Origin of the sequence: Methanocaldococcus infernus ME (genome assembly GCF_000092305.1) — an archaeon.
Lineage (GTDB): Archaea > AGJL01 > Methanococci > Methanococcales > Methanocaldococcaceae > Methanocaldococcus > Methanocaldococcus infernus.
In genome coordinates this window covers 344813-371674 of record NC_014122.1, presented here as the reverse complement: position 1 = coordinate 371674, position 26862 = coordinate 344813, and the positions used below count along the sequence as shown (strand labels likewise).

Here is a 26862-nt window from a genome sequence, read left to right as displayed (position 1 = left end):
TTAAAGATTACTATTAAACTATTTGAATGTACAATAAACAAGGATTGGAAATATTATAGTGGCATCTCCCCATATCTCTACATAGTCAGCCTCTTTCCCAATCTTTCCCCAACTTACCCCTTCCTCAGGAGGGGCTCCACTTAAAGAACCATCCCAGGGGAGGGCTGTAGTTATATATATAGCGTAATCTGTCCCTTCCCTAAATAGATTGGCATTTATAATAGCATGCTTTGGTAGAGAGCCACCTAAAACTATACAGGCTGTTTTTTTAGCAGTTATTGCTAAGTCATTCAACTTAACTATATCATCAGCTATATCAATGGTTAGAGAGCTATCTTTATTATACTTCTTATAAAAGTAGAGCATGTCTCCAATAGAGCCATCAGTTAGTGCTGGGCAAAATATTGGAATATTATTTTTATAAGCCCAGTATAAAATAGATTTCTCCTTCTCCTTCCCTAACTTTTTGTCCATAAATTCCCCTAATTTATAGCAGAATTCACTTGGAGTTACTTTTTTCCCTTCCAGGGAGGAGAAGAATTCCATCATGTACTTCTCAAACTCTATATATCTATCATTTGGCACAAATATATTCCCTATCCTATTGATCCCCTTCTCTCTCAAAAGCCTTCCATCAGCTTTCCAGTTCCCTAAGATGAAGGGCTTTAAGCACTTTATAAAATCTTCCTCAACCCCTCCAGCTGTTGTTACAATCACATCAACCTTTTTATTTTTAACCAAGTAACTTATTATCTCCCTTAACCCAGAGGAAACAATGTTTGAAGTATAGCCTAAAAATACTCTAACCTCTTCCTTTTCTCTAAGCCTCTCTATCTTCTTCCAAATTTTTATAGCCTTCCCCAAGTGAGTAGCCTGAAAACCAATTTTTAAGTAGTAATTTTTGATTATTTCATCTAAATTTATATTCTCCTCCAACCAAGGCCCCTCAATTGGAATCCCTTCAATCTCCTCACTCTCTTTAAGTACAATTTTCTTAGGATCCATGATAAAAACCTTTAAAAGAGTTTTTGGAGAAGTAACTTTAAAAATATCTTAAAGCCAGTCACTACATTGGTTCCTTTTTTCATTGAGTAGTCTGTGTAAATTGTTTTTATAGGAACCTCTTTAATTTTAAATTTATTTCTCTTGGCAATAACTAAAAATTCTGAAGAAACTTCATATCTATCACTCTTTAACTCTTCAACAACCTTCTCAGCAGCTTTATAGTTAAAGGCTCTTAAACCACTCTGGCTATCTGTTACTAAATAGCCACCTAACAAAAAAGTTATAAAGTTCAGTCCAAAATTACCTATCCTTTTAACAAGAGGCATATTTTTTAGCTCTTCCTTATCCAATAACCTACTACCAATAACAAAGTCATAACCTTCTAAGATAGGTTTAACAACTTTCTCAACATCTTTTGGATCATGTTGTCCATCAGCATCAAAGGTTACTATAATCTCTGGCTTATACTGTAGAGAGCATTTAATTCCAGTTCCTAAGGCTCCACCAAGTCCTCTATTTACAATATGCCTACAAACTATTACATCCTCTTCCTTAGCCTTTTCAAAGGTGTTATCTTGAGAGCCATCATCAACAACCACTATATTTTTATAACCCTCCTTTTTTAAACCTCTTATTGTTTTTTGTATCATCTTTTCCTCATTGTAGGCAGGAATTACAATAAAGATATTATCTTTTTTCATTGTCTCCACCAATAACCTTACAGAAGGCTAAGGTTCCAACAGCTCCACAGATGATAATAGCTAAGGCAATTGAACCAGCAAAAGGAATGTTATAAATTTTTGATAACAATACTATAAGAGTTCCTACAGTTACTGTTATAATTCCCTCTCCAATAAGGACGTTGGAAGTTTCTTTTTTAAAGGCTAACCTTAATCCAGTAAGGGCTGAGAAGGTTAGTGAAAGAATTGCAAATATAATTATATAGGGATTCATAGAATCACCTTAATAAAATAAATTAAAAATATTATAAAGCCTATAAACATAGCAAGCCAAACCCAGACACTTAAAATAAAGAAAAATTTATAAAGAAGCTCTCTTTTTTTAGGATCTTTCAAAAATTTTTTTATTGGATCCTTTCCATAGTATTTCATAGTGAAAACCTAAATATCAGTTGTGTAGCTGTTGGTAACTTTTTCCTAACCTCTAAAAGCTCTGGCTTATAAATGTAGAGAATGTTATCATCATCAAATATATTCACTTCCTTACCCAAAATTTTTTTAATAACCTTAACTTCCTCTTTTCCCTTAACCACTATAGCATTAGCCACCATGTCATACTCTAAAACAATGGGAAGTTTTAAACTCAGCTCTGAGATTTCCTTTAAAAGTTCCAGCTCCCTCCTCTTTATTCTATGTCTTTTATTGTTTATTATAACATGTGGCTTTTCTTCATTTAAAAGTTCTCCTAAGGTTTTTCTCTTAACCCTAAGGCTTGTTTCTTTAATTAGCCCTCTAACAATATTCTCAACATCCATAGCCATCAATCTATTCCTTCTCTGGCAATCTCTTCATATGCTTAGGATTAACCCTATCAAAGTCTGCTTCAATCTGCTTTAATACTGATTCTAAAGACTCTTTTAAGATGTCTATAAACTCCCATCTCTCCTTTCCAGAGACATAGCCAACATCTTCTCCTTCAGCCTCTAACCTCTTTGGTAGTGAAGCCTTTGGCTTACCCTCTCCAACATATAACTTATTTGGAGTTTTAACATATGTTACAACCCTATAGTATGGAGTTCCTCCCTTGTCCCTCTCTTTCTTAATATTTATCTTTATCCAGTGAACCTTTCCAGCATGTTTAACCATCTTCTTAACTTCTGTTGCTATTATCCTCTCAGCCAAGTCTCTAAACTCTTCATCCATCTCTCCATGGATTTCAACTTCTATCATTGCTCCCTTCTTGAGATCAGCTATATACTTAGCAATGTCTGATCTTGTTATAATCCCTTTCAGCATGTTTCCTTTAACTATAGGAACTCCTCTAATGTCATACTCTTTCATTAACCTTGCAGCATCAGCTACAGAGGCATCATAGTCAAGTGTAATTAGTGGAGAGGACATAATCATCTTAACAGGCTGTCCCATCCTTGGAACCTTCTCTCCCTTTAAATCTCCAGCTCTCATTCTTCTCTTTGGCTTTAAAACCTTTGTTAATATATCAGTCTCTGTTACTATACCCACAGGTTTTCCATCATCATCTACAACCACTAACCTCCCTATGTTGTTATCTCTCATTAAAGCCCTTGCCTTACCAATGGTTTCATTCTCATTTATTGTTATAACGTGTCTTGTCATCACTTTCTTAACTGGAGTGTCCTTTAGAATAATACTTCTTGATGCTCTATCCATTATGTCATAATCAGTGACAATTCCAACCATCTTACCATAAGTGTTAACAATTGGAGCAGCCCTCTGTCCAGCATCAATCATTTCACAGACAGCATCTATAATAGGGGTGTCTTCATGGATACAGTGAGCTTTATACATCAACCTTGCCACTTCCTCCTCTGGATTGTGGGCAAGAAGTAAATCTCTCATAGAGATTAAGTAATATTCCTCAACCCCATCCTTTTTATCAACAACAACTAAGTGGTGAAAATTATTCTCCTCCATAATCCCTAAGGCTTTTGACACTGAAGTGTCTGGTGTTACTGTAACTACATCTTTAGTCATTATTTCCTTTATTGGCTCATTAAACATCTCACATCCCCCAACAACTTTTTAGGCATTTAAGTAGTATATATAGAGTTTATATATAAATAATGTGCCTAACTTAAATAGGGGAGAGAAAATGATTAGCTTAGGTTTAGAGGGAACAGCTGAGAAAACAGGAGTTGGAATTATTGATGATGAAGGAAATATTTTATTTAATAAAACTATCCTCTACAAGCCTCCAAGACAGGGCATTAACCCAAGAGAAGCAGCTGATCACCATGCTGAAACCTTTCCTAAGCTTTTAAAGGAAGCTTTTGACAAAGTTCCACCTGAGGAGATAGACTTAATATCCTTCTCCCAGGGGCCAGGGTTGGGGCCAAGTTTAAGGGTTACAGCCACAGTGGCAAGGACTTTAGCACTAACATTAAATAAACCAATTATTGGAGTTAATCATTGTATAGCACACATAGAGATAGGAAAGTTAAAGGGAAATCTTGAGGATCCTTTAACTCTCTATGTCAGTGGAGGAAATACTCAAGTAACTGCCTATGTCTCTGGGAAGTATAGGGTGTTTGGAGAAACCTTAGATATTGCTATAGGCAACTGCTTAGACCAATTTGCAAGATACTGCAACTTACCACACCCTGGAGGGCCATATATAGAGGAGCTTGCTAAAAAAGGGAAAGAGCTTTTAGATTTGCCATATACTGTTAAGGGAATGGATATAGCATTCTCTGGCTTACTGACAGCAGCTATAAGGAAGTATGAGGAGGGCTTTAAGTTAGAAGATATCTGTTATTCTCTTCAAGAGTATGCATTTTCAATGCTCACTGAAATCACTGAGAGAGCTTTAGCACACACAAATAAGGGAGAAGTCTTATTAGTTGGAGGAGTTGCTGCTAACAAGAGATTGAGAGAGATGGTTAAAACAATGGCTGAAGAACAGGGAGTTTCTTTCTATGTTCCACCAATGGATCTCTGTGGAGACAATGGAGTGATGATAGCTTGGTTAGGCCTATTAATGTATAAAAGTGGAGTTAGGATGAAACTTGAGGAAACTGTGATAAAGCCATATTATAGAACTGACCAAGTTGAGGTAACTTGGATAAAAGAAGTGAAGGGAAAGAAGAGAAAGATTCCAGAGCATTTAATTGGAAAAGGAGCTGAGGCTGATATATGGAGAGATGAGTATCTTGGCTATCCAATAATTTACAAGGAGAGGATAAAGAAGAGATACAGATGTGAGGAACTTGACAATAGGCTTAGGAAGATAAGAACCCAAAGAGAGGCAAGATACTTAGCTACAATAAAAGACTTTGGCATTGCAAGCCCTTACATCTTTGACATTGACTTAGAAAAGAAAAGATTGGCTATGCTTTACATCAATGGAAAAATTTTAAAGGACATTGTTGAGGATAGAGTAGAGTTGGCTAAAGAAGTTGGGAAGATAGTAGCAAAGTTACATGAGAATAATATTATCCATAATGACCTAACAACATCAAACTTTATCTATGATGGCAAGGATTTATATATAATTGACTTTGGTTTAGCTAAGATCTCTAACTTAGATGAAGATAAGGCTACTGACTTAGTTGTGTTTAAGAAAGCTCTTTTATCAACCCACTTCAATAAATTTAATGAGATTTGGGAAAACTTTTTAGAAGGTTATAAAGAATATGAGAGAGCTGAAGATATCTTGAAGTTGATGATGGAGATAGAAAAAAGAGGGAGATATAAATGATTACATACAAAGATGCTGGTGTAGATATAGACTATGAGGATAAGATCATTAAAGCCTTGGTTTCACAGATAAAATTTAAGAGAAATGATATAAAGCCAGCTCTTTCTATGCACTATGCTGGAGCTGTTGAATTCCTTAACTACTATTTGGTTTTAACTACTGATGGTGTTGGAAGTAAGATGATAGTGGCTGAGATGGCTAACAAGTTTGACACAGTTCCTATAGACATGATAGCCATGAATGTTAATGATGCCATCTGTATAGGGGCTGAGCCTATAGCCTTAGTTGATTACTTAGCTGTTGGACATATTACAGAGGAAATAGCTAAGCAGATAGGAGAAGGACTTAATAGAGGAGCTGAAGAGGCCAATATAAATATAGTTGGTGGAGAAACAGCTACACTGCCAGATATGGTTAAAGGAATTGATCTTGCTGGAACAGCCTTAGCTATTGTTGAGAAGGATAAAATAATTACTGGAGAGAAGGTTAGGGAAGGAGATGTAATAATAGGCTTAAGAAGCTCTGGGATACATAGTAATGGACTAACCTTAGCAAGAAAGATATTCTTTGATATTCACAAGATGGATATTAATGACAAACTCTCCTATGGGAAGAGTATTAAAGAAGAGCTCTTAACTCCAACAAGGATTTATGTTAAACCAGTTTTAGAGATGATTAAAAAAGTTGAAGTTAAAGGCTTGGCCCACATAACAGGAGGAACCTTTAGGAAGTTGAGAAGGTTAAATAAAAATGTTATCTATCATATAGATAACTTCCCAGAGCCTTTACCAATCTTTAAAGAGATTCAAAGGCTTGGAAATGTTCCATTAGAGGAGATGTTTAAAACCTTCAACATGGGAATAGGCTTCTGTGTCATAACCTCTGAGGAGAATGGAGAGGAAATAATAAAGATAGCTAACAAGTATGGAATAGATGCCTATAAAATAGGGAAAGTAGTTAGTAACCTTGACAATATTGAAAAAGGAAAGGCAGTTATAGACTATAAAGGAGAGAGAATTATTCTATAACACTTAAGTATCTTTTAATAACAAACTCTTTTCCTAAGCTTGCTAAGAAGCTACCTAACTTAGGCCCATATTTCTTTCCTAACAAGATTAAGTATGAAGCTTGAAAAGCATCCCTTGGATTTAATCCAAGCTCCTTGGCTGTTTGATATATAAGCTCATGTATATTTAAAGCATCAAACTCAATCTCTTTTAGCCTTTCAACAAAATACTTTATCCATTCTCTTTGCTTTTCCTTTAACTTCTTAGCTATCTCCTTAGCCTCCTCTTCAGAAATTATAACTAACTTCTCTCCATACTTTAAAGCCCAATTTCTTGCCATGATTAGCCTTTCTTTAAGCCTCTTTAAGCTAAGGTCATCAAATTCCTCTATGTTATAGTTATTCCTTTTCAGGATTTCAAAGACCTTTTCCATATCTATATCTCCATCTTTATATGCCAGTTGTCCAATAATTGAGCAAAATCTATATGGAACATTGATAGGCTTCTTCTCAGGGATCTTTGGAGTTGAGGTTTCATAAATTCTTATCTTCTCATAACCTTCTTCATCCAACTCCTTCTCTCTATTTTCAAAGTAAAACTCTTCTAATCTATCATACTCTTCAACTAAGTCAGGAATCTTCTTTAAGTCAAAGTCTATATGCTTAGAGGGCTTACTCCTTAAAATAAGGAATCTTAATATCTCTGGATGAGCTATATGAGTCCAATCTTTAACAGCAAAAACTACCCCCTTAGAAGAGCTCATAGGAACAGCTTTATCTCCAATTTTGAGCTGGATCCATTCATAAACAACCTTCATAGGAGGTTCATAATTAAAGACTTCCTTAGCTATCAACTTTCCAGTGTCATAAGAGCCTCCGGCAGCAGCATGGTCTTTACCCATGGGCTCTAAGGTTACCTTAAAGATAGACCATCTTGCTGGCCAATCTACTCTCCAAGGGAGCTTAGCCCTTCCTTTGTAAGGTTTAGCCTCTCCTTCATAGCCACACTTCTCACAGACATATTTAACTTTCTCTCCATCATAGTTAAGAACTTTAGTTTTCAAGCTCTTACAATTTTCACAGAGCATAAAGATGGGAAACCAATCCCCTGGTAGAGGATCTTTTCTAAACTTATTTAGAATCTCTCTAATCTTTTCCCTATTTTTTAAAGCCATGTCTATCTTCTCATCATATAAGCCTTTTTTATAACATTCATCTGCCTTATAAACCTTTATTTCTATCCCCAAATCCTCTAAGCTTTCAATGTATGGGTTTAAAAAGTGATCAGCATAGCTTTGACAACAACCTTCTGGACAGGGGATTTCACTCAGTGGCATTCCTATGTATTGTTCAAACTCCTTAGGTAAAAAAGGATAAAGCTTTCTTAAAGGGTCAAATGTATCAGCTATAAAAATTAGCTCTCCTTCTCCTCCTCTCTTTAAATAAGCCTTATAGATGGCATCAGCAGTTAGTGTTTCCCTTGCATTCCCTATATGAATATGACCAGAAGGAGTTATCCCTGTAGCTATAACTTGCTTTCCACTTAGCTTACTGGCTATATTATCTGCCCAATACATAATAAGCCCTCACAAGCTTAAAATTTTATAAAAAAATAAAAAAAGAGAATTTACTTACCTCTTCTACCATGAGCCCTTATACTTGGCCTAACCTTCTCAGCCCCTATTCCCTTGTTTCTTAAACCTCTTCCCTTCTTACCAGCTGAGGTTAGCCCTCTAAAGGCTCTTCCTCTATGCTTTCCAGTACAGAGCCAGTTTAACTGAGGATCAGCCTGTACAGCTGGGCTTGCAGGATCAACTAAAATAACTTCATACCACTTATGTTTTCCATCCTCTCCTACCCAGTAGGAGTTTAAAACTTCCATATTTGGATACTTTCTTGCAGCTCTTTCCTCAGCAATTCTTTGTATAGACTTACCCATTGTTATCTTATTAACTCCCAATGTAGCTGGCTTCTTAGAGTTCTTTGGTCTCTGCTTTCTTAAACCTCCTCTTCTTACTCTAACCCTAACAACTATTACTCCTTGCTTAGGCTTGTAACCTAAAGCTCTTGCTCTATCTAACCTTGTTGGTCTCTCTATTCTAACAACTGCTGGTTCTCTTCTCCACTTTTGTAATCTTTCCCATAACAGCTGTCTAACATAACTCTCCTTAGGTCTTTTCCAAGCTTCTCTTATATACTTATATATTCCCATGTTTATCCCTCTTTTTAGGGTTCAGCCTTTTGCCACATCCCCTTTTTAAAAATTTTGGTGGAGAAAAATACATGAAAGGAGTATATTAACTTAACGCCTTAAAAAAGAGTTTTTATTTAATGATCATAATTACATCTCCAACATTAACCACATCTCCAACATCTATTAATATCTTCTCTACAGTCCCATCCACTGGACTCTCAATTGGGTGTTCCATTTTCATAGCCTCTAAGACAACTATTACATCTCCCTTCTTAACCTTGTCTCCCTCTTTAACATTAATCTTAGTAACCATTCCTCTGAATGGAGAGGTTACAGCTCCTTCAACTTCAGCAGTCACTATCTCTTTCTTCCTCATTAATTCAGATCCAATCTTTGGCTCTATCTTAACCTCAAATCTCTCTCCATCAACTTCAACTATATACTCTGTTGGAATTTCTAGTAACTTCTCAATCTTCTTCTCCTTAGGAATTGGCTCAGCTTTTAACTCTCCTCTTAAGAATTTAACAGCAATCTGTGGGAATAGAGCATAGGTTAAGATATCTTCCTCTTTCTTAACTATTCCTTTCTCCTCAGCTTCCTTCTTAACCTTCTCCCACTCTGGCTTTAGTAGATCAGCTGGCCTACAGGTTATTGGCTTCTCTCCCTCATCTAAAACTCTCTTTAATAGCTCTGGATTTATAGGAGCTGGTGGCTTTCCATAAAGCCCTTTAACATAGTTTGCCACTTCATTAGTAATTATCTTATACCTCTCTTCAGTTAAGACATTTAGAACAGCTTGGGTTCCAACAATTTGAGAGGTTGGAGTAACTAATGGAGGATAGCCAAGATCTTTCCTAACCCTTGGAACCTCTTTAAGAACCTCTTCAAATTTATCTAAGGCTCCCTGTTCTTTAAGTTGGGATATTAAATTAGATAGCATCCCCCCTGGGATTTGGTAGACTAAAACTCTTGCATCAACTATTTGAGAGTGTGGAGATATTAAAAGCTTGTACTTCTCTCTAATCTTTATAAAGTAGTCTCTAATCTCATTTAATAGTTTTAAATCTAAGCCAGTATCATACTTAGTTCCTTTAAATGCCACAACCATAGTTTCAGTTGGTGGATGAGAAGTTCCCATAGCAAATGGTGAGATGGCACAGTCTATTATATCAGCTCCTGCCTCAACAGCTTTTAAGTATGTCATTGGAGCTAAGCCTGAAGTGCAATGGCTATGTATATCTATTGGTAAGGAAACCTCTTCCTTTAATCTTTTAACTAACTCATAGCCTTCATAGGGAGTTAATAAACCAGCCATGTCCTTTATTGCTATATAGTCACATCCAAGCTCTTCCAACTTTTTAGCTAATTCTATATACCCTTCTATAGTATGTACTGGGCTTATAGTGTAGCAAATTGTCCCCTGAACTTCAGCTCCAATTCTCTTAGCTGTCTTTATTGCTGTTTCCATATTCCTTATATCATTTAGAGCATCAAATATTCTAAATATATCTATCCCATTCTCATAGGCTTTGATAACAAACTTCTCAACTATATCATCTGGATAATGCCTATAGCCAACTAAGTTTTGCCCCCTCAAGAGCATCATTAAGGGAGTGTTCTGAATCTTCTTTTTTAAAGCCCTTAATCTTTCCCAAGGGTCTTCATTTAAGTATCTAATACAGGCATCAAATGTAGCTCCTCCCCAAACTTCCATAGCAAAGAAGCCAACTTCATCCATCTTTTCAGCTATTGGTAACATATCCTCAGTTCTCATCCTTGTGGCTATCAGTGATTGTTGTGCATCCCTAAAAGTAGTATCTACTATCTTAACCACTTACTACCACCTGAAAAACTTAAATAACAAAAAGCTCAAAAAAGTCCATGATATTAAAACTTTTGTTGGCTAAGCTATATAAAGGCTACTAAAATGGAAAGATTTAAATTAATCTTAAAGGTGGTATCATGATTAATTATAAAAAGCTGCCAATACTATTGTTGATTTTTTACATAATTTCTGGAGCAATCTTACAATATGAAGGAATTTCTCAGTTTAAGTCTTTACCTTCTCCAATATATGGAGGAGACTATTACTGTCAGATGGGAGCTATAAATTATATTAGATATGGAGGAAACCCTCTTGAAAGTTCAGCAATCCTTGATAGTATCCCAGGATACTTACCAATGTATGGATTTTTATGTGCACAATTTTGTAATTTATTTAACTTTGACACACTTCATGGAATGCTCTATTTCTCAGTATTGTTATTTATAATAGCTTCAGTTATCTGGTTTGTTTTGTTTAGAACTTTATTTAGAGATGATTGGATAGCTCTAATTGGTGTAGTGTTAGCTAATGGAATTACTTCTTACCCTATTTTAAAATACACTCTATTCACACTAAAAATTATGCTACCTCTCTTTATTTTAGCTCTTTATTTGTCTTTTAAAGAAAGAAAATTAGTCTATTATATATTTTTAGGTGTTATATATGGACTTTTAACCCTTTCACACATGGTTTGTTTTATAGGAGCTACATTAATAATTTTAGTCTTTTTAGCCTATGAATTTATTAAGAATAGAGAAAGCTACAAAGAAATATTAAAAAATTGGATAATCTTTGGAATTGTTTCTTTACCAATATTGATGTTATATTGGTATAAGCCAATCTTTGTTTATCACTTACATAGACCCTATGACAGAATCCATATGGATACTCCAGATTTTGGTAGATTAGATATTCAAATAAAGTTTCTATTTGACACCATAGCTAATTACTTATTTAATTTTAAATCATTAGAAAATATAGTTCTAACAATTTTCCTTTGGTTGGGAATATATGGATACTTTAAAATTGAAAACTCTGAAATAAAGGAATTCTTAAAACTCTTTGCTCTTGGATCTATAATTTCAACATTCTCCTATTTTATAACTGAGCCAATATTAAAAATGAATTTCATTCCTACTTACATGAGTTCTTTCTACATTTGGGTTACTTGTATATTATTCTCTTTATTGGGGTTGTATTTTACTAAAGAATATCTAAAACTCCACGAAGAAAACTTAAAAAAGATTACAATATATGGAATGATATTTCTATTATTGCTTGGTAATGTAACCTTTGGCTTTATGAATTATATTAATAATAATAAGTGGGCGAATGTAGGAAAACAACCTATAGCTCCATGGTATTTATCACTACAAAGCTATTTACTAAATAACACTAATGTGAATGATGTTATTTTATCTACAAAAGAGTTAAGCTTTGCAATTAATGCAATTAGTGGAAGAAAAGTTATGGTTTATAGATGGGCTCAGCTAAATAATCCATATATTAATCTACCTCAGAGAGATTTAGACGCTGCTATTATTCTCTATGGAAATGACACAAAGAAAAAGTTGGAACTAATTAAAAAATATCATGTTAAATATCTATATTGGGATGTCTATTGGATAAATTCTGAATTTCAATTTGATAAAAATGGTAGATTAGTTGGAATATACGATCCATTAATGACTTTAGATAAGCCTGAATATAGGAAAGAGTTAGAGAAGTATGGAGTAAAGTATATTCCATTATATTTCTGGATTGATCCGGCAGTAAGAGGGGATAATATAAGAAAGTTTCATATACTTATTATCTCTCCAGAGAACTATTATAACTATACTCACCCATGGAAACCAGATTTAGATAAATATTTGGTTGAGGTTTGGAACTACACTTATAAAGGTAAAAAAATAGCAGTTTTGTACAAAGTTAAGTTAAACTAAATAAAATATTAGAATGGGAAAACATGAAAAAAGTTTCAATAGTTATTCCAGCATACAATGAAGAAAAAACTATTGAAAAAATATTAAAAAAAGTTTTAGATGTGAAATTACCTTTAGAAAAAGAGGTAATTATAGTGAATGATGGGTCTAATGATAAAACAGAAGAGATAATTAGAAACTTTATAAAAAAACATCCAAATGAAAATATAATATTTATTAATAAGGAAAAAAATGAAGGAAAGGGTAAAGCCTTAAAAATTGGGATTAAGCATTCAACAGGAGACATTATTATTATACAAGATGCTGATTTAGAGTATGATCCAAATGATTATCCAAAGCTCATTAAACCAATATTGGAAGGAAAAGCTAAGGTTGTTTATGGATCAAGATTAAGAAAAAGAGAGAATAAATTTTCACATTTATCTTTTTTACTTGGTGGTTTAGGAATAACTTTAGCTACAAATTTACTTTATTTTACATTCTTAACTGATGTGCCTACTTGTTATAAAGTGTTTCACAAAGAGCTAAAAGATATTTTGGTGAATGCTGAAGGAGATAAATTTGACTGGGAACCTGAAATTACAGCTAAAATTTTAAGGAAAGGATATAAGATCTATGAAGTGCCTATAAGCTATTATCCAAGGACTAAAAAAGAGGGTAAAAAAATAAAATGGAAAGATGGTGTTGAAGCCATATTAACCCTATTGAAGTGGAGATTTAAAAATTTTTAGCTGATTATCATGAAAAACTTAGTGTTAAATAAGAAGACAATTTTTTCATTTTTAATATCCTTAGCTATAATATTCTATATATTTTCAAGTGTTGATATACAACATTTAATTCTTACTCTAAATAGAACTAATTTCTTTTATTTTTTCTTTGCATTCTTATGTTTTTATATGTCAATACTAATAAAAAGTTATAGGTGGAAACTCTTATTAAGTAATTTAAAAATAAGCTTAAGCTTAAAAGAAACATTTATTATATTTTATATTTCAATGTTTGTTAATTCAATTACTCCTGCAAAGTTAGGAGATGTTTATAGAGCTTACCTACTAAAAAAGAAAAAAGATTCTTCAATGTCTTCAGTTTTAGGAACAATATTCATTGAAAGATTTTTTGATTTAGTTACTATGTTGTCATTAATATCAATCTCTGGATATTTAGCTTTTAAAAGTTATATTCCAGAAGCCATTAAAAATGCTATTCAGTATGGATTTATAATAATTACTCTACTCCCTATTTTAGCATTTTTAATTATTCTAATAAATAAAAAAACTGCTAAGAAAAATTTGTTATATACTATCTTACTAAACTTTGAAAAAGGTCTTAGAACTATAAACTTGAATATTTTACCAATAATTATATTGCTATCTATCTTAGCTTGGTTAATAGAGGGATTAACATTTTATTTTATCTTTTTGTCATTAAATATTAACCTAAGTTTAGCATTTTCAATATTTACTGACTTATCATCTTCATTATTAACAGCAATTCCTTTTACACCATCAGGGTTAGGAATTGTTGAGTACTCCTTACTATATATTTTAAGTTTAAAATCTATTCCAAAAGTTTTAGCCTTAGCTATAATTATTTTATATAGGTTAATATCATACCTAAGCATAATCTTATTTGGTTCTTTATTAAACACTCTATTCCTTAGGAAGCTAAGGTGAACTCAAAATGAGAATGCCCATTATAGACATAGGAGCTAAAGAATTAAGCTATGAGATTAGGGAGATTGTTGAAATTGCCAAATTTATAGAAAAAAAATTTAATAGAAAAATTATTTGGGAGAATATTGGAGACCCTGTAGCTAAGGGTGAAGAAATTCCAGATTGGATAAAGGAGATAGTTGCTGATCTTGTGAGAGATAGTAAGAGCTATGCCTATTGCCCAACAAAGGGGTTAGATGAAACAAGGGAATTCTTAGCCAACCTTAACAATAAAAGAGGAGGTGTTCAAATAACAAAGGAAGACATTATTTTTTTTAATGGATTAGGAGATGCTATAGCTAAGATATATGGTCTTTTAAGAAGGGAGGTTAGGGTTATAAATCCCTCTCCTTCCTACTCAACCCACTCATCAGCTGAGGGCTCACATGCTGGATGTCCTCCTCTAACCTACTTTTTAGATCCTTATAATAAGTGGTATCCTGATGTTGAAGATTTGGAAAAGAGAGTTAAATACAATCCTAACATCTGTGGCATCTTAATAATAAACCCTGACAATCCAACAGGAGCTGTGTATCCAAAAAAGATATTGGATGAGATTGTAGATATTGCCAATGAGTATAATTTATTTATTATCTGTGATGAAATCTATTGTAACTTAGTCTATAATGGCTGTAAGCCCTGTTTTCTATCAGAGGTTATAGATGATGTCCCTGGAATCTCTTTAAAAGGAATCTCTAAAGAACTTCCATGGCCTGGAGCAAGATGTGGCTGGATAGAGGTTTATAATGCAGATAAGGATGAAGAGTTTAGGAGATATATAAATAGTATATATAAGGCTAAGCTAATAGAGGTTTGCTCTACAACTCTTCCACAGATGGCTATCCCAAGAATTATGGGAGATAGAAGATATAAGAGTTATTTAAAAGAGAGAAATAAGTTTTTTGAGAAGAGGAGCAATGAAGCTTATAAAAAATTCAAAGATATTGATAATATTGTTGTAAATAAAACCTGTGGCTCTTTTTATACAACAGTGGTTTTTGAAAAGGATAGAGGGGAGATAAAAATAGAGGATAAAGAGGTTGAAAACTTTATTAACAAGTTTTTAAAAGATACTACATTAGACAAAAAATTTACATATCAGCTCTTAGCCACAACTGGAATATGTGTAGTTCCTCTAACCTCATTTTGCACAGAGCTTAATGGGTTCAGGATGACATTATTGGAGAGAGATGATAATATATTCAAATATACTCTTGAGAAATTAGCTGAGAAAATTGATGAATTCCTTAATTCAAGATAATTAATATATTTTACTAAAAAAGAAAAAACTCCTGGAGGGTCCCTCTGGTGAGGGTTCCCCTCCAGGTCCTACGACGTGTAAGGACGTAGGATACCCCGAAGATGGTTAGCGTCGCACGCCCACCCAGTTATATAGTAATAGTTGTTTTCTATTTAACCCTTTCTATTTCTTTCTTTTATATATTCATATAATTTATTTGACAGATTAACAAATTCCTCAACAGAAACCTTAAAAACCTTTTTTTCTAAGGTTTTATCTTCTATATCCTCCAATATCTTTTTTAACTCTTCTCTACTTAACCCAAGTTCAGAGCTACTTAAAATTAAAGCCTTCTTTAAGAACTTATTCCTATGTTGGAAGGCTCCTCTTACTAAGTTGTTGAAAAACTCTTTATTTAAAATTTTATATTTATTGTGTGGCTCTATCTTAACCAATGCTGACCAAACCTTTGGCCTTGGGTAAAAAGCTGAAGGAGGAACTTTACATAAGATTTCAGCATTAGCCTGAGCCTGTAGGGAAACTGACAATCTTCCATAATCTTTAGTCCCTTCCTTGGCTATCATTCTCTTAGCAAACTCTAATTGGTACATTAACACAGAGAGATCAAAGCCTCTATCTAAGAGCTTAAAGGTTATTGGAGAAGAGATTTGATAGGGAAGGTTGGCAACAACTTTATTATAATCTATTTCTTTTAAATTTACCTTTAGAGCATCATCCCAGATTATATTTAAATTCTTATATTTATTTATTAAGGAGTTTGCAAAGCTTTCTAAGTTCTTGTCAATTTCTATCACATAAACTTTCTTAGCTCTCTTACAAAGCTCTTCTGTTAAAATCCCTTTCCCTAAACCAATCTCTAAGACTTTATCATCTTCTTTTAAATTAGCTCCTTCTATAGCCTTATAAACAAAATTCTTATCCACTAAAAAATGCTGTCCCAAGCTTTTTTTATACTTATGCATAATTATCTCTCAAAATTTTTATGTAAATTAGAGCTAACAAAAATGAAAAGATTGATATTACAGAATAGCCAACAAGATCATGCCACACTTCAAAGTTTCCATACTTATTGGAGAGAAGAATTGATAAAACAAGCCTAAGAATATTAATTAAATATGCTAAGAATGCAAAAATTAATGAGAATAGGAAAGATTTAAAGGATTTTGAATATAGAAAAGATAGGGATAAGAATAAGGCTATAAGAAATGTTCCTGTACAGGGTTCAATAATCTCTATTCTATTGTTTCCATAGATTATTATATTTCCCAGTAGCTGAACATCTAAAAATAACTTTGAAATTGAGTAGGTTAAGTATGCTGTTGGATAAATTAAGAGAGGCTCAAGATTCATAAGAATTAGATAAATAACCAAATAATAAAAATAGAATTTCACTAAAATTTTACTCTTTTGAGCTAAGCTCTTTAACCTTTCTCTCAATATCATCACTTTCCATAATTGATGAGCCAATTAAATAGCCATCTACATAGTTGAACATCTCAACCAATTCCTCCTTTTTATAGATCCCACTCTCTCCAACTTTAACAACTTTCTTAGGAATGAGAGGAGCTAACCTCTTTATAGTATTTAGATCTATCTTTAAGGTTTTTAAGTCCCTGCTATTTATTCCAATAAGCTTGGCTCCAAAGTCTAAGGCTAAGTCTAACTCTTCCTCATTATGCACTTCAACAAGAGGCTCTAAGTTGAGATCATCAGCATAGTCTAAGAATTCCCCTAATCTCTCTTTTAGAGCTGAAACTATTAGAAGTACAGAGTCAGAGATCTCATTAGCTATATCTAACTGATACTTATCAATAACAAAGTCTTTCATCAAAATAGGAAGCTTGGAAAGCTTAGCATAAACTAAATTTCTATAACTCCCTCCAAAAAACTTAGGCTCTGTTAGAACTGAAATTCCTATAGCCCCTCCCCTTTTCATCTTTTCAGCAATTTCTTTAACATCTTCCTCTTTAATTTCCATTATCCTACCTTTTGATGGTGACTTTGGCTTTATCTCAGTAATTATAGGATATCTATCATTACAAAGCTTTATTTTTTTCCTTAAACTAATTCTTTTTCTTTCTACTCCTAACTCTTCCTTAAGTTTCCTAATATCTTCTAAAATATTACTCCTTTTCTCCATCTCAATAAGCTTTTTTCTCTCAGCTAAGATTTCTTTTAATGTATTACTCATTTATTTTCTCCCTTTTTTATTCTTCTCCTAAAGACTTATGTTTTTCAACCCTAACATTCTTAGGAGTTAATAATAAAAATTCATCCCCTAAGATCATTAAGGCTCCTTCATACTTTCTAACCTCATCATCCATCTTACTTAAGATCTCAAAAAACTCATCATCTGCCTCTTTTTCTAAGTGCGGAATCTTAGCTATAACTATATTTCCACTCTCAACCAATAAAAGGGCTTCAACTGCATCACTGTCATTTTCAACCTTACAAACTTTTATATTAACTACATCATCCTCTTCTGGAGTGGCCTGAACTTCAATAACCTCATCTAAGTATTCCTCAACATTATCATACTTATTTTTTTTAATATCTACACCATTTCCCTTGCTACCTTTTATAATATCCATTATTCTTTTTAACATTCAACCACCTTCCTAATATGGTTAATAATAGTCTCTATCAGCACATCAATATTGTCCCCTGTCTTGGCTGAGACAAAAATTGGCTCAGCCTTTAGCCTCTCCCTTATTCTATTTCTAAGGTTTTCTGCAACAGTATCATTAATTAAATCATATTTATTAACTACAACTATAATAGGTTTTTGATATCTAAATTTAAGTAGATGGTGAAGTTTTTCAAAGTTTCTTATTAATCCTTGAGTGGCATCAACAACATTTATAATCATGTCAGAGCTTTCTATTTCTTTGTAAGTTTCCTCTAAAACTTTCTTTGACAGCACTGCTTCTTTGTTATTTCCCCTATATAAACCACTTAAGTCAGAGAACATGATTTCAGCAAATATTGGATTTTCCTTTAATCTACTAACCTTAATCTTCCCCCAATATCTCTTTACTGGCATCTTTGTAGTTCCACCAACTTCAGAGACTAAGGAAATATATTTCCCAAAGAGGGCATTCATAATTGAAGACTTTCCAGCATTCTCTGGGCCAATGATAGCTATCTTAAATTTCATATGATTCACCTTAGAAGAGGGAACATTATGGAAGAGCTAAAAAAATTAAATGGAGTGGCTAAAGAAATATTTAATGAGTTGGAGAATAATGTTAAGGTTAACACTCTGTTGAAAATGTCTAACATTATGGCTGTTAAAAGACTTGGTTATAATGATCATGGAAAGACACATGCCAGAATTGTGGCAAACAATGCTATAAAAATATTAAAGATTTTAAATAAAAGGAATATTGTTCCAAGCTATGTTAAGGAGTGTAAAGGCTCTTTTGAAGACTCTTTAGTTATCACTTTAGTAGGAGCTTACTTACATGACATAGGAAACTCTGTTCATAGAAAGGAGCATCATCTACATTCAGCTTACTTAGCTAAGGATATTGTAGAGGAGATATTAAAAAAATACTATAGTGAAGAGAAAGCTTACCAAATGCTCACTGAAATTTTACATGCTATTTATTCACATAGTGAAGGGATTCCCTCAATAACAGTAGAAGCTGGGTGTATAGCTGTAGCTGATGGGACAGACATGACTAAGGGGAGATCAAGGATTCCTATATGTAGAAAGTGCTATGATATTCACTCAATTTCTGCAGCCTCTGTAGAAAAGGTTACTATCTTGGAAGGAAAAGATAGGCCTATAAAAATAGAGGTTATCTTATCTAATGAAGCTGGGATCTTCCAAATTCAGGAAGTCTTAGGAGAAAAAATAAATTGGAGTGGTTTAAAGGATTATATCTCAGTGTATGCAAAAGTAGAAAAAGAGAGTCCAGTATTTAAAGAGATCACTTTATAACTTACTTGTATTCTTTAACCTTCTTAACTAATCTCTTTAATATCTCTCTATCTGGCAGTACACCCTCAGGAGGTTCAGTTACTTTCTTAAGCTTTATTGGAACTCCATCCATTCTATAAGCAGTTCCCTCCTCTTCAACACCAGAGAGTGCTGGAGGTAGTATAATATTAGCTAACTGAGTTGTTGGAGTTTCATGTGGCTCCACACAGATTAATGGAATCTTTGCTATATGGTCTAAAGCCTTCCCTGGGAAGTGTGCCCCAGGATCTGAGGCTACAACAAGCATGGTGTCAACTTCTCCCCTTAATAGTAAGTCTATAGCTGTAGTCTCTCCTGGGTTAAATCTTGGGTAACCTCTTGAGAAATCTACACAGAATGGGAATCCTGTTATCCAGGTTAGAACTTGGTTGAATCCATTAACATTGTAGTGTCCTCTCATTGGCATTAGGGTGAATTTAGTATAAGCATTTAAATCTTCAACTAATTTAATAGCATTGTCTATATTTCTATGCTTTCCTCTTGTCATTGTCACTCCCATACCAAAGAAGAGACAGCCAAATTGGGCATTCTTACAGAGTTCAACAGCATCATAGATAAGATCAGCTGGAACTCCTGCTACTCTGTCAGTTTGTAACTCAAAGCCATGCAATACAGCCCTCATAGCACTAACTAACTCATAATCCTTATGGGGCTCTACCTTTATGTGTATATCAGCTAACTTAGCTGTTGTAGTCTCTCTTGGATCAACAACTACTATAGTTCTATCTTCTCTTCCTCTCTCTCTAAAGTATCCTCTTGCAAATGTTGTATATCTTGACATATGTCTTGGGTGGGCGTGCATTGGGTTACAAGCCCAATATATGATTAGATCAGCTCTATTCTTTACTTCTCCTAAGGTACAGACGGGGTATCCTACGTCCTGAACAGCTATTAGTGAAGGTCCGTGTCATATGGTAGCAGTGTTGTCTATAACAGCTCCTAAGACTCTTGCTAACTCTACTCCATAAGCTTGAGCATGACACTCAGTTGAACTCCATCCATACAAGAGAGGAAGCTTAGCTTCAGCTAAGATTCTTGCACTCTCATCTATTGCAGTATCCCAATCAACCTTTTTGAAGTCTTCATTTTTGTTCTCTCTCATCATTGGCTCAGTGTATCTCTTAGCCCCTTCAAAATGCATAAATTTAGCATTCCCTATTCTACATGCATTTCTTGTTCCTATTATGTGCCCTTCATCATCTAAGATAACCACTATGTCATCACAGAGAGTTCCACAGAATGGGCAAACAACATTTTCTACAACTTTCATATTCCCACCTTAAAAACTTATTTTAAAGCTAAGACTTTCTTTTTCTCCTGCTCAGCTACACTTAGACAGAGGAGACACATGACACAGTATCCTTTTAAAGGAATTCTTCCCCTTGTTAATCTTAAGGTTTTCATTGGACAGACTTCAACACATTTCCCACACTTATCACAGAGGTAAGGGCTGTATTCAATTCTATTATATTCCTTACCATTATGCTCAATCTTCCCTAACTTCAAAGCTCCAGTTGGACAGGCAACAGTACAGGCTCCACAGACTATACACATCCTAACTTCTTTATTTTTGTCATCCACAACAATGGCATCAGTTGGACAGACTGAAGCACACTTTTTAAGGACATCAAAGTCTTCCTCTATGATCACTAAGCCCTCATCAGTTATTGGATGTGGGGAGCTTAGCTCAACATCTAACTCTAAGGCATTAACAGGACAGATATTAACACAGAGCTTACAGGCTGGACAAGACTTTGGAGGAATAACCACTAACTTAGATTCATCAGACTTAATCATATTCCCAGGACAGATTTCAACACAGAGCTTACAGAAGACACAGCTATCTTCATTAACTTTAAAGCTTTTAACCTTCTTTCTCCTCTTCTTTGGAATCTTTCCAGCTACATAGATGGCATTCCATGGACAAGTTTGAGCACAGATACTACAGTAAATACACTTATTTTTATCAATCTCTACCTTATTGGTTTCTTCATTAAAGGTTATAGCATTAACAGGACACTCTGGGATACAGATTTTACAGCCAACACAGTTGTCAGTAACAACAATTGGCTCCTTTGGAACCTCTATTTTTTTCTTAGGCTTTTCTATAACTCCTGGAAGTGAGATTATATCAATTGGGCAAATGTCAACACACTTTAAACATAAAATACAGTGTCCCTTAGAATAAGGAAATTGGTCATCAACCTTCTTAATCCCTGTTGAACAAACCTCTGCACAGGTTCCACACTTTTTACACTTGTGAGGAAGGTAATTTATCTTCTCTAAAGTTTTCCCATTAAGTTCTAAAGTTTCCTTAGATAAAGCTCCAGTTGGACAGGCTTCAACACATCTAAAACATAAAATACAGGTGTTAAAGTTATTGTCTATATCTATTGCCTTTGTTGGACATTCCTCTTGACAGGCATAGCATACTAAACATAAGTCCTTATCAATACTTATTCCCATAACTTCTCCCCCAATTAATAATGTGTAACTCACACACTATATATAGTTTTATGTTCAAAGATGATTTAAAAAGTTCCAAACAAAAACGAAATCCGCAACCTCCCATAAAAGGGTTCGGTTGCGGATCTTACTTATTCTTTTTCTCCTCTTTTTTCTTCTTCTTGTTGATAATTATATGAGCTGCACATGAGTATCAAGGATCGTAAGCTCTAAGTACAACCTCAATTAAGTTTAACTTAACCTTATCCATCTCCATAACTTTCACCATTTATAATAGTTCTTTAACAGCCTGCTTTATAGCCAACTCCATAGCTGGGGTGTTATGAGTTGAAGCAACAATCATATTTCCTTTAACCACTATTCCATTCTCATCAGTTTCATAGTTGTGTATTAAAATTCCTCTTGGAGCTTCAACAATTCCAACCCCCCAACCAGCTTTTGGCTCAACTTCAGCCTTTATATCATCACCAACAATCTTATCATTCTCCAACAACTTCTTAACCTTTTCAGCAGCTGCAACTAACTCAATCATTCTTGCATGATGGTAGGCAAGAGAGGCTTTAACAGGGAATTCATAGGTGTTTAAATATTCTTTTCTATACTCTTCAGCTATCTCAGTCCCCATACTGTCACAGACATTTAGCATAGCTAAAGGTCCAACTCTATAGATCCCATCAGGATATCCAGCTTTTTTATAGAATGGATACTTAACATAGCTATGAGGAACTATATGCTCACCAATGTAGTCAAGATAGTCCTTAGCTTCAAACTCAACCTTTTCCTTTCCATCAGGAGATAAGAATCTTAAGGTTCCATCATAGAATTCATGCTCTCCATTCTTAACCAATCCTAAGTACCATGTGTCAATAGTTCCAAGTTTTAATAACTCTTTATTTTTTTCTAAAATACTTTTAACAACTTCAACTGCATTCTTAGAATACTCTATAATTGTATCAATTTCCTTTAAAAGCTCATCTCTCTCTTCTTCACTTAACTTCTTACTTATTCCTCCAGGAATTCCTGTTATTGGATGTATAGGTTTTCCTCCAACAAAACTAACTATTTTTTGCCCAAATCTTCTTAATGCTATTGCCTGCTTAGCCAACTCTGGCTCTTTTTCAATAACTCCTACAATATTTCTTATGGATGGATCAGCATCAACTCCTAAGATGAAGTCAGGAGATGCAAGGAAGTAGAAGTGTAAGGCATGGCTATGAATCATATTTCCTAAGAGCATTAACTCTCTTAAAAGCTTAGCAGTCTCTGGAACTTCAGCATTCCAAGCCATATCTATGGCTTTAACAGCTGCTAAGTGGTGAGGAACTTGACAAATTCCACAGATCCTTGGCACAATTCTTGGAACTTCCTCAGCTGGTCTACCAACAACAAATTTTTCAAATCCTCTTAAGGCTACAATATGTAACCTAACCTCAGGTTCTCCTTCAGCTACAGTTATAGTTACTTTCCCATGCCCCTCCAGCCTTGATAGAGGCTCAATTACTATCTTATCCATAATTTCACCAGTAAAGTTTAAAGATTTTTACTTTTTAATTTTTCTGTTTAATAATGAAGCTGGAAGTGTAAATCTATTAAATAAACCTATTTTATCTGGCATCTCTAACACTGGCTCTCCTACAATTGCATAGGCATTGGCTAAGCTGAAAGCCAAGTCTAAGCTCTTATCAGTCTTTCCATAGCATCCTCTACATGGCATTCCAGCACTTGGACACTTAGCCCCACATCCTGCCCTTGTACCCATTCCTAAGCAAGTGTATCCTTGCTCAAATAAACACTTCTCAGGATCTGGCTTTCCTTCAAAGCTTCTAAGTATCTTTTCAGGAACAACTCCTTCTTTTTTCCTTGGACACTCATCACAAACAATTTTTTTAGACAACTTTGGAGCTTCTCCTTTTAATATAGCTTCTAAAGCTTTAGCTATTTCATCAGGACATGGAGGACAGCCAGGAATAACATAGTCAACTTTAACATAGTCAGAGATTGGTCTTAAGACGTCAGTTAACTCAGGAATCTCTTCCTTAGGCATCTCTCCTTTATTGTCTGTTGAATCAGTGTTATAAACCTCTTTTAATAACTCTTCTTTATCATAGAGGTTAGCTAACCCTGGGATTCCTCCATAGGCTGCACAGGTTCCAAAGGCTACAACAATCTTAGATTTTTCTCTAATTTCTTTAATTAAATGCTCATCATGCTTATTCCTAATTCCTCCCTCAACTAAGAATACATCTATCCCATCTGGAATTTCCTTAGCATCCATAATAATTGGAGCATAGACAATTTCTATGTTTGGCAAAACCTCTAAAAGCTTGTCATGCAGATCTAAGAAAGAGATATGACACCCTGAACATCCACAGAGTTGGATAATTCCAACCTTAGCCATCTTTTCCCCTCCTTATAAAAACTTGAAAAAATAATTAGAACCCCCTTCACTTTAAAGGGGGCGGTCTTTCCCCCTGGTCCCTCAGGTGAGGGTTCCCAGGAGGAGTTCATCCCTTTTTAATGTTTAGTTTTGGGCTTTGAGAGGGTTAGGCCCCAATTTTTTAACCCTTTCAACCATTTCATTGGAAGCTTTAACAAACTTATCAGCATCAGCTGCTGACATGAAAAAGATTTCTATTCTATCTCCACCTAAGCCATACTCATCCAATAATTTTTTAGCGAGCCTAACCCTCTCCTCAGCCCTGTAGTTACCATGCTCATAAACACATTCTCCTTTCTTTCAACCAACAACCATTACAGCATCTGCCCCCAACTGGAAGGCTCTCATTGCATGAGTTATATCAAACCTTCCAGTACAGGGGATCCTTATAATTCTAATGTAAGGAGGATATTGCATTCTACTGGTTCCAGCTAAGTCAGCTGCACCATATCCTCATTGATAGCAACAGAATGCTATTATTACTGGCTCCATGTTCTCCCCATAATTAAAATTTTTTGAGTCATCAGCCCATAAAGGGCTTCATCTAAATTAAATTTACTTTGATAACTCATTGTGAACCTTTAACATGGCATCTATTGCAGGAATTATTTGCTCATCTCTATAGTATCTTAACTGCATGGCTCCACTTGGACATGCAGCTACACAGGAACCACAACCTTTACAGGCTATGTCATTGACACTTGCAACTAAATGTCCATCTTTTTCAACATAGCTTATAGCATTGTATGGACACACTTGAGCACAGATCTCACAGCCTCCACAGATCTCTTCATCAACTATAGCTCTAATCATCTCAATTTCAAACTTACCCTTAGCCATTGGAATGGCTACAGCACTTGCAGCCCCTTTAGCCTGTGCTACAGTATCAGGAATATCCTTAGGCCCTTGGGCTACTCCAGCTATGGCTATTCCATCAACTTTAGTATTAACTGGAGCTAACTTTGGGTGTAACTCCTTAAAGAATCCATCTGGGCTAAGCTCTAATCCTAACATCTTGGCTAACTTCTTGTTATCTGGTCTTGGTGAGAGACCAGCAGAGAGAACAACTAAGTCAACCTCTAACTCAAGAATTTCTCCAATTAAAGTATCTTCAACTCTAACTATCAAGTTCTTAGTTTCTGGATCCTCAATAATACAGGCTGGCCTTCCTCTAATAAATCTAACTCCAAACTGCTCCTGAGCTCTTTGGTAGTATTCTTCATAACCTTTTCCAAAGGATCTGATGTCCATGTAGCAAATATAGACTTCAGCACTTGGATCATGCATCTTAATTAACTGAGCATTCTTTAAGGCAAACATACAACAGATTCTTGAACAGTATGGCTTTCCAACCTTTAAGTCTCTTGAACCAACACACTGGATAAACAGAATTCTCTTAGGATGCTTACCATCACTTGGCCTTATCTCATGTCCTCCAGTTGGCCCAGCAGGGTTAATCATTCTTTCTAATTGTAAGGTTGTAATGACATTATCATAAACTCCATAACCATACTCTTCTTTTAATGTACAGTCAAACTCATCAAATCCAACAGCACAGATAATAGTTCCAACTTTTAACTTAATTTCTTCTGGTTTTTGGTTATAATCTATGGCTCCAGGACCACAGACTTTACTACAGAGCTCACATTTAATACAGTAATCCATATCTATTGTATAAACCAATGGAACAGCCTGTGGGAATGGGACATAGATAGCTTTCCTTACTCCTAAACCAAGATCAAACTCATTAGGCACTTCAATAGGACAAACACTGGCACAGGCTCCACAACCTGTACACTTGCTTTCATCAACATATCTTGGTTTTTTCTCTATGGTGACTTCAAAGTTTCCTATGTATCCACTAACCTCTTTTAATTCAGCATAAGTGATAATTTCAATATTTGGGTGGTTGGCGACGCTAACCATCTTCGGGGCGAGAATTCACAGCGCACAGTCATCGGTGGGGAATGTCTTAGCAAGCTGAGCCATCCTACCTCCAATGGATGGCTCTTTTTCAAGTAAATAAACTTTATAACCTTGATCAGCTAAGTCTAAAGCTGCCTGAATCCCAGCAATTCCCCCACCGATGATTAAACAGGATTTTTCAACTTCAACAACCTTTTGAGGAATATCTTCTAATCTCTTAGCTCTTTCAACAGCTGCAGCAACTAACTCCATAGCCTTCTTAGTAGCAGCCTCTTTATCCTCCATATGAACAAAAGAGTCATGCTCTCTGATATTAACAAACTCTAAGTAGTAAGGAGAAAGTCCAGCATCTTTTATACAAGCTCTAAAAGTTGGCTCGTGTATCTTTGGAGTACATGCAGCTACAACAATTCTATTTAAATTATACTTCTTTATATCCTCCTGAATCAACTTTTGCCCTGGATCTGCACACATGAATGGGTAGGTTCTTGCTACTACAACTCCATCCAACTTTTCCGCAAACTCTTTAACAGCTTCACAATCAACAACAGCTTTAATATTAGTCCCACAGTAACAGACATAAACCCCAATTCTTGGGGTTGTCATAGAAAATCACCTCATTAAAGTGACATTAAAATAAGATAACCTAAATAATATAAAAATATGTATTGTTAGTCTTCTTA

At 34.7% G+C, this 26862-nt stretch carries 28 protein-coding genes; 7 read left to right on the top strand and 21 right to left on the bottom strand.

Annotation, left to right across the window (positions count from 1 at the left end; translation table 11 throughout):
- Positions 1 to 18: 18 nt before the first annotated feature.
- From METIN_RS02040 to METIN_RS02020, 6 genes are read right to left on the bottom strand one after another with little or no spacing between them, the layout of a single operon-like run.
- Positions 19 to 1005, bottom strand: a complete 987-nt coding sequence (locus METIN_RS02040) for a deoxyhypusine synthase (RefSeq protein ID WP_013099824.1) — start codon at positions 1003 to 1005, stop codon at positions 19 to 21.
- 11 nt (positions 1006 to 1016) lie between these two features.
- Positions 1017 to 1706, bottom strand: a complete 690-nt coding sequence (locus tag METIN_RS02035; protein ID WP_013099823.1) for a glycosyltransferase family 2 protein — start codon at positions 1704 to 1706, stop codon at positions 1017 to 1019.
- Positions 1693 to 1959, bottom strand: a complete 267-nt coding sequence (locus METIN_RS02030) for a hypothetical protein (protein ID WP_013099822.1) — start codon at positions 1957 to 1959, stop codon at positions 1693 to 1695. The genes METIN_RS02035 and METIN_RS02030 overlap by 14 nt, the downstream gene beginning before the upstream one ends.
- Positions 1956 to 2117, bottom strand: a complete 162-nt coding sequence (locus METIN_RS07700) for a hypothetical protein (RefSeq protein ID WP_013099821.1) — start codon at positions 2115 to 2117, stop codon at positions 1956 to 1958. The genes METIN_RS02030 and METIN_RS07700 overlap by 4 nt, the downstream gene beginning before the upstream one ends.
- The gene (locus METIN_RS02025) at positions 2114 to 2506 is read right to left on the bottom strand and encodes a DUF61 family protein (RefSeq protein WP_013099820.1); all 393 of its coding nucleotides are present in this window, start codon (positions 2504 to 2506) and stop codon (positions 2114 to 2116) included. The genes METIN_RS07700 and METIN_RS02025 overlap by 4 nt, the downstream gene beginning before the upstream one ends.
- A 4-nt stretch (positions 2507 to 2510) precedes the next feature.
- On the bottom strand, positions 2511 to 3725 hold the full coding sequence (locus METIN_RS02020) for a CBS domain-containing protein (RefSeq protein ID WP_013099819.1): 1215 nt from the start codon (positions 3723 to 3725) through the stop codon (positions 2511 to 2513).
- A 91-nt stretch (positions 3726 to 3816) separates the two neighbouring features.
- Here METIN_RS02020 and METIN_RS02015 point away from each other — a divergent pair, with 91 nt between their 5' ends.
- Both METIN_RS02015 and purM read left to right on the top strand, forming a co-directional pair.
- Positions 3817 to 5421, top strand: a complete 1605-nt coding sequence (locus METIN_RS02015) for a bifunctional N(6)-L-threonylcarbamoyladenine synthase/serine/threonine protein kinase (protein ID WP_013099818.1) — start codon at positions 3817 to 3819, stop codon at positions 5419 to 5421.
- Positions 5418 to 6449, top strand: coding sequence for a phosphoribosylformylglycinamidine cyclo-ligase (gene purM / locus METIN_RS02010; RefSeq protein WP_013099817.1), 1032 nt, complete (start codon positions 5418 to 5420; stop codon positions 6447 to 6449). Before METIN_RS02015 ends, purM begins: the two co-directional genes overlap by 4 nt.
- Here the strand turns inward: purM and lysS are convergent.
- From lysS to oadA, 3 genes are all read right to left on the bottom strand, one after another.
- The gene (gene lysS, locus METIN_RS02005; RefSeq protein WP_013099816.1) at positions 6439 to 8004 is read right to left on the bottom strand and encodes a lysine--tRNA ligase; all 1566 of its coding nucleotides are present in this window, start codon (positions 8002 to 8004) and stop codon (positions 6439 to 6441) included. The two genes, purM and lysS, sit on opposite strands and share 11 nt — an antisense overlap.
- Positions 8005 to 8054: 50 nt before the next feature.
- On the bottom strand, positions 8055 to 8639 hold the full coding sequence (locus tag METIN_RS02000) for a 50S ribosomal protein L15e (RefSeq protein WP_013099815.1): 585 nt from the start codon (positions 8637 to 8639) through the stop codon (positions 8055 to 8057).
- A 112-nt stretch (positions 8640 to 8751) separates the two neighbouring features.
- Positions 8752 to 10455, bottom strand: coding sequence for a sodium-extruding oxaloacetate decarboxylase subunit alpha (oadA, locus tag METIN_RS01995; protein WP_013099814.1), 1704 nt, complete (start codon positions 10453 to 10455; stop codon positions 8752 to 8754).
- 128 nt (positions 10456 to 10583) lie between these two features.
- On the opposite strand from oadA, the gene METIN_RS01990 reads away from it, so the two are divergent.
- Genes METIN_RS01990 through METIN_RS01975 form a run of 4 tightly spaced genes read left to right on the top strand, consistent with a single transcriptional unit; the run spans position 10584 to position 15365 of the window.
- Positions 10584 to 12389, top strand: a complete 1806-nt coding sequence (locus tag METIN_RS01990; RefSeq protein WP_013099813.1) for a hypothetical protein — start codon at positions 10584 to 10586, stop codon at positions 12387 to 12389.
- A gap of 23 nt (positions 12390 to 12412) precedes the next feature.
- A complete protein-coding gene (locus tag METIN_RS01985; protein WP_013099812.1) occupies positions 12413 to 13120 on the top strand; it encodes a glycosyltransferase family 2 protein in 708 nt (235 codons plus the stop codon).
- A 9-nt stretch (positions 13121 to 13129) separates the two neighbouring features.
- Entirely contained in the window at positions 13130 to 14065 is a 936-nt protein-coding gene (locus METIN_RS01980) for a flippase-like domain-containing protein (protein ID WP_013099811.1), read from the top strand.
- A gap of 7 nt (positions 14066 to 14072) precedes the next feature.
- Positions 14073 to 15365: a pyridoxal phosphate-dependent aminotransferase gene (locus METIN_RS01975; RefSeq protein WP_013099810.1), complete on the top strand. Its 1293-nt coding sequence runs from the start codon at positions 14073 to 14075 to the stop codon at positions 15363 to 15365.
- A gap of 152 nt (positions 15366 to 15517) precedes the next feature.
- On the opposite strand, the gene rsmA is transcribed toward METIN_RS01975, so the two are convergent.
- From rsmA to METIN_RS01950, 5 genes are read right to left on the bottom strand one after another with little or no spacing between them, the layout of a single operon-like run.
- Positions 15518 to 16327 carry a 16S rRNA (adenine(1518)-N(6)/adenine(1519)-N(6))-dimethyltransferase RsmA gene (rsmA, locus tag METIN_RS01970; protein ID WP_013099809.1) on the bottom strand — a complete coding sequence of 270 codons (810 nt, stop codon included), beginning with the start codon at positions 16325 to 16327 and terminating at the stop codon, positions 15518 to 15520.
- Entirely contained in the window at positions 16320 to 16802 is a 483-nt protein-coding gene (artE, locus tag METIN_RS01965; RefSeq protein ID WP_052294358.1) for an archaeosortase family protein ArtE, read from the bottom strand. Before artE ends, rsmA begins: the two co-directional genes overlap by 8 nt.
- Positions 16765 to 17556: an indole-3-glycerol phosphate synthase TrpC gene (locus METIN_RS01960; RefSeq protein WP_013099807.1), complete on the bottom strand. Its 792-nt coding sequence runs from the start codon at positions 17554 to 17556 to the stop codon at positions 16765 to 16767. Before METIN_RS01960 ends, artE begins: the two co-directional genes overlap by 38 nt.
- Positions 17557 to 17572: 16 nt before the next feature.
- The gene (gene sepF, locus METIN_RS01955; RefSeq protein WP_013099806.1) at positions 17573 to 17971 is read right to left on the bottom strand and encodes a cell division protein SepF; all 399 of its coding nucleotides are present in this window, start codon (positions 17969 to 17971) and stop codon (positions 17573 to 17575) included.
- A complete protein-coding gene (locus METIN_RS01950; protein ID WP_013099805.1) occupies positions 17965 to 18522 on the bottom strand; it encodes an Era-like GTP-binding protein in 558 nt (185 codons plus the stop codon). Before METIN_RS01950 ends, sepF begins: the two co-directional genes overlap by 7 nt.
- 27 nt (positions 18523 to 18549) lie before the next feature.
- On the opposite strand from METIN_RS01950, the gene METIN_RS01945 reads away from it, so the two are divergent.
- Positions 18550 to 19311 (top strand): HD domain-containing protein, encoded by a 762-nt coding sequence (locus tag METIN_RS01945; protein WP_013099804.1) that lies wholly within the window; start codon positions 18550 to 18552, stop codon positions 19309 to 19311.
- Position 19312: 1 nt separating this feature from the next.
- On the opposite strand, the gene METIN_RS01940 is transcribed toward METIN_RS01945, so the two are convergent.
- The 7 genes from METIN_RS01940 to METIN_RS01915 all read right to left on the bottom strand — a co-directional run bounded on the left by METIN_RS01940 (position 19313) and on the right by METIN_RS01915 (position 26785).
- The gene (locus METIN_RS01940) at positions 19313 to 20620 is read right to left on the bottom strand and encodes a formylmethanofuran dehydrogenase subunit B (RefSeq protein ID WP_013099803.1); all 1308 of its coding nucleotides are present in this window, start codon (positions 20618 to 20620) and stop codon (positions 19313 to 19315) included.
- Between the two features lie 17 nt (positions 20621 to 20637).
- Complete coding sequence (gene vhuB, locus METIN_RS01935; RefSeq protein WP_013099802.1) at positions 20638 to 21816, bottom strand: F420-non-reducing hydrogenase associated-polyferredoxin VhuB; 1179 nt, start codon at positions 21814 to 21816, stop codon at positions 20638 to 20640.
- Positions 21817 to 21943: 127 nt separating this feature from the next.
- Positions 21944 to 22072, bottom strand: coding sequence for a F420-non-reducing hydrogenase selenoprotein subunit VhuU (gene vhuU, locus METIN_RS07750; protein ID WP_013099801.1), 129 nt, complete (start codon positions 22070 to 22072; stop codon positions 21944 to 21946).
- A gap of 12 nt (positions 22073 to 22084) precedes the next feature.
- Positions 22085 to 23329: a Ni/Fe hydrogenase subunit alpha gene (locus METIN_RS01930; protein ID WP_013099800.1), complete on the bottom strand. Its 1245-nt coding sequence runs from the start codon at positions 23327 to 23329 to the stop codon at positions 22085 to 22087.
- A 27-nt stretch (positions 23330 to 23356) separates the two neighbouring features.
- Positions 23357 to 24214, bottom strand: a complete 858-nt coding sequence (gene vhuG / locus METIN_RS01925; protein WP_013099799.1) for a F420-non-reducing hydrogenase subunit VhuG — start codon at positions 24212 to 24214, stop codon at positions 23357 to 23359.
- A gap of 123 nt (positions 24215 to 24337) precedes the next feature.
- Entirely contained in the window at positions 24338 to 24745 is a 408-nt protein-coding gene (vhuD, locus tag METIN_RS01920) for a F420-non-reducing hydrogenase iron-sulfur subunit VhuD (RefSeq protein WP_013099798.1), read from the bottom strand.
- 63 nt (positions 24746 to 24808) lie between these two features.
- Positions 24809 to 26785 carry a CoB--CoM heterodisulfide reductase iron-sulfur subunit A family protein gene (locus METIN_RS01915; protein WP_013099797.1) on the bottom strand — a complete coding sequence of 659 codons (1977 nt, stop codon included), beginning with the start codon at positions 26783 to 26785 and terminating at the stop codon, positions 24809 to 24811.
- Positions 26786 to 26862 lie beyond the last annotated feature (77 nt).

Excerpts from the sequence above, each read along its gene's own strand:
- METIN_RS02035 (WP_013099823.1), bottom strand. The coding sequence starts at position 1,706 with ATGAAAAAAGATAATATCTTTATTGTAATTCCTGCCTACAATGAGGAA.
- METIN_RS01930 (WP_013099800.1), bottom strand. The coding sequence starts at position 23,329 with ATGGATAAGATAGTAATTGAGCCTCTATCAAGGCTGGAGGGGCATGGG.
- METIN_RS02000 (WP_013099815.1), bottom strand. The coding sequence starts at position 8,639 with ATGGGAATATATAAGTATATAAGAGAAGCTTGGAAAAGACCTAAGGAG.
- METIN_RS01975 (WP_013099810.1), top strand. The coding sequence starts at position 14,073 with ATGAGAATGCCCATTATAGACATAGGAGCTAAAGAATTAAGCTATGAG.
- purM (WP_013099817.1), top strand. The coding sequence starts at position 5,418 with ATGATTACATACAAAGATGCTGGTGTAGATATAGACTATGAGGATAAG.
- METIN_RS02030 (WP_013099822.1), bottom strand. The coding sequence starts at position 1,959 with ATGAATCCCTATATAATTATATTTGCAATTCTTTCACTAACCTTCTCA.
- vhuB (WP_013099802.1), bottom strand. The coding sequence starts at position 21,816 with ATGGGAATAAGTATTGATAAGGACTTATGTTTAGTATGCTATGCCTGT.
- METIN_RS07700 (WP_013099821.1), bottom strand. The coding sequence starts at position 2,117 with ATGAAATACTATGGAAAGGATCCAATAAAAAAATTTTTGAAAGATCCT.
- vhuG (WP_013099799.1), bottom strand. The coding sequence starts at position 24,214 with ATGGCTAAGGTTGGAATTATCCAACTCTGTGGATGTTCAGGGTGTCAT.
- METIN_RS02015 (WP_013099818.1), top strand. The coding sequence starts at position 3,817 with ATGATTAGCTTAGGTTTAGAGGGAACAGCTGAGAAAACAGGAGTTGGA.
- METIN_RS02020 (WP_013099819.1), bottom strand. The coding sequence starts at position 3,725 with ATGTTTAATGAGCCAATAAAGGAAATAATGACTAAAGATGTAGTTACA.
- METIN_RS01945 (WP_013099804.1), top strand. The coding sequence starts at position 18,550 with ATGGAAGAGCTAAAAAAATTAAATGGAGTGGCTAAAGAAATATTTAAT.
- lysS (WP_013099816.1), bottom strand. The coding sequence starts at position 8,004 with ATGTATTGGGCAGATAATATAGCCAGTAAGCTAAGTGGAAAGCAAGTT.
- sepF (WP_013099806.1), bottom strand. The coding sequence starts at position 17,971 with ATGTTAAAAAGAATAATGGATATTATAAAAGGTAGCAAGGGAAATGGT.
- rsmA (WP_013099809.1), bottom strand. The coding sequence starts at position 16,327 with ATGCATAAGTATAAAAAAAGCTTGGGACAGCATTTTTTAGTGGATAAG.
- METIN_RS01980 (WP_013099811.1), top strand. The coding sequence starts at position 13,130 with ATGAAAAACTTAGTGTTAAATAAGAAGACAATTTTTTCATTTTTAATA.
- METIN_RS02025 (WP_013099820.1), bottom strand. The coding sequence starts at position 2,506 with ATGGCTATGGATGTTGAGAATATTGTTAGAGGGCTAATTAAAGAAACA.
- METIN_RS01960 (WP_013099807.1), bottom strand. The coding sequence starts at position 17,556 with ATGAGTAATACATTAAAAGAAATCTTAGCTGAGAGAAAAAAGCTTATT.
- METIN_RS02040 (WP_013099824.1), bottom strand. The coding sequence starts at position 1,005 with ATGGATCCTAAGAAAATTGTACTTAAAGAGAGTGAGGAGATTGAAGGG.
- METIN_RS01990 (WP_013099813.1), top strand. The coding sequence starts at position 10,584 with ATGATTAATTATAAAAAGCTGCCAATACTATTGTTGATTTTTTACATA.
- METIN_RS01950 (WP_013099805.1), bottom strand. The coding sequence starts at position 18,522 with ATGAAATTTAAGATAGCTATCATTGGCCCAGAGAATGCTGGAAAGTCT.
- METIN_RS01985 (WP_013099812.1), top strand. The coding sequence starts at position 12,413 with ATGAAAAAAGTTTCAATAGTTATTCCAGCATACAATGAAGAAAAAACT.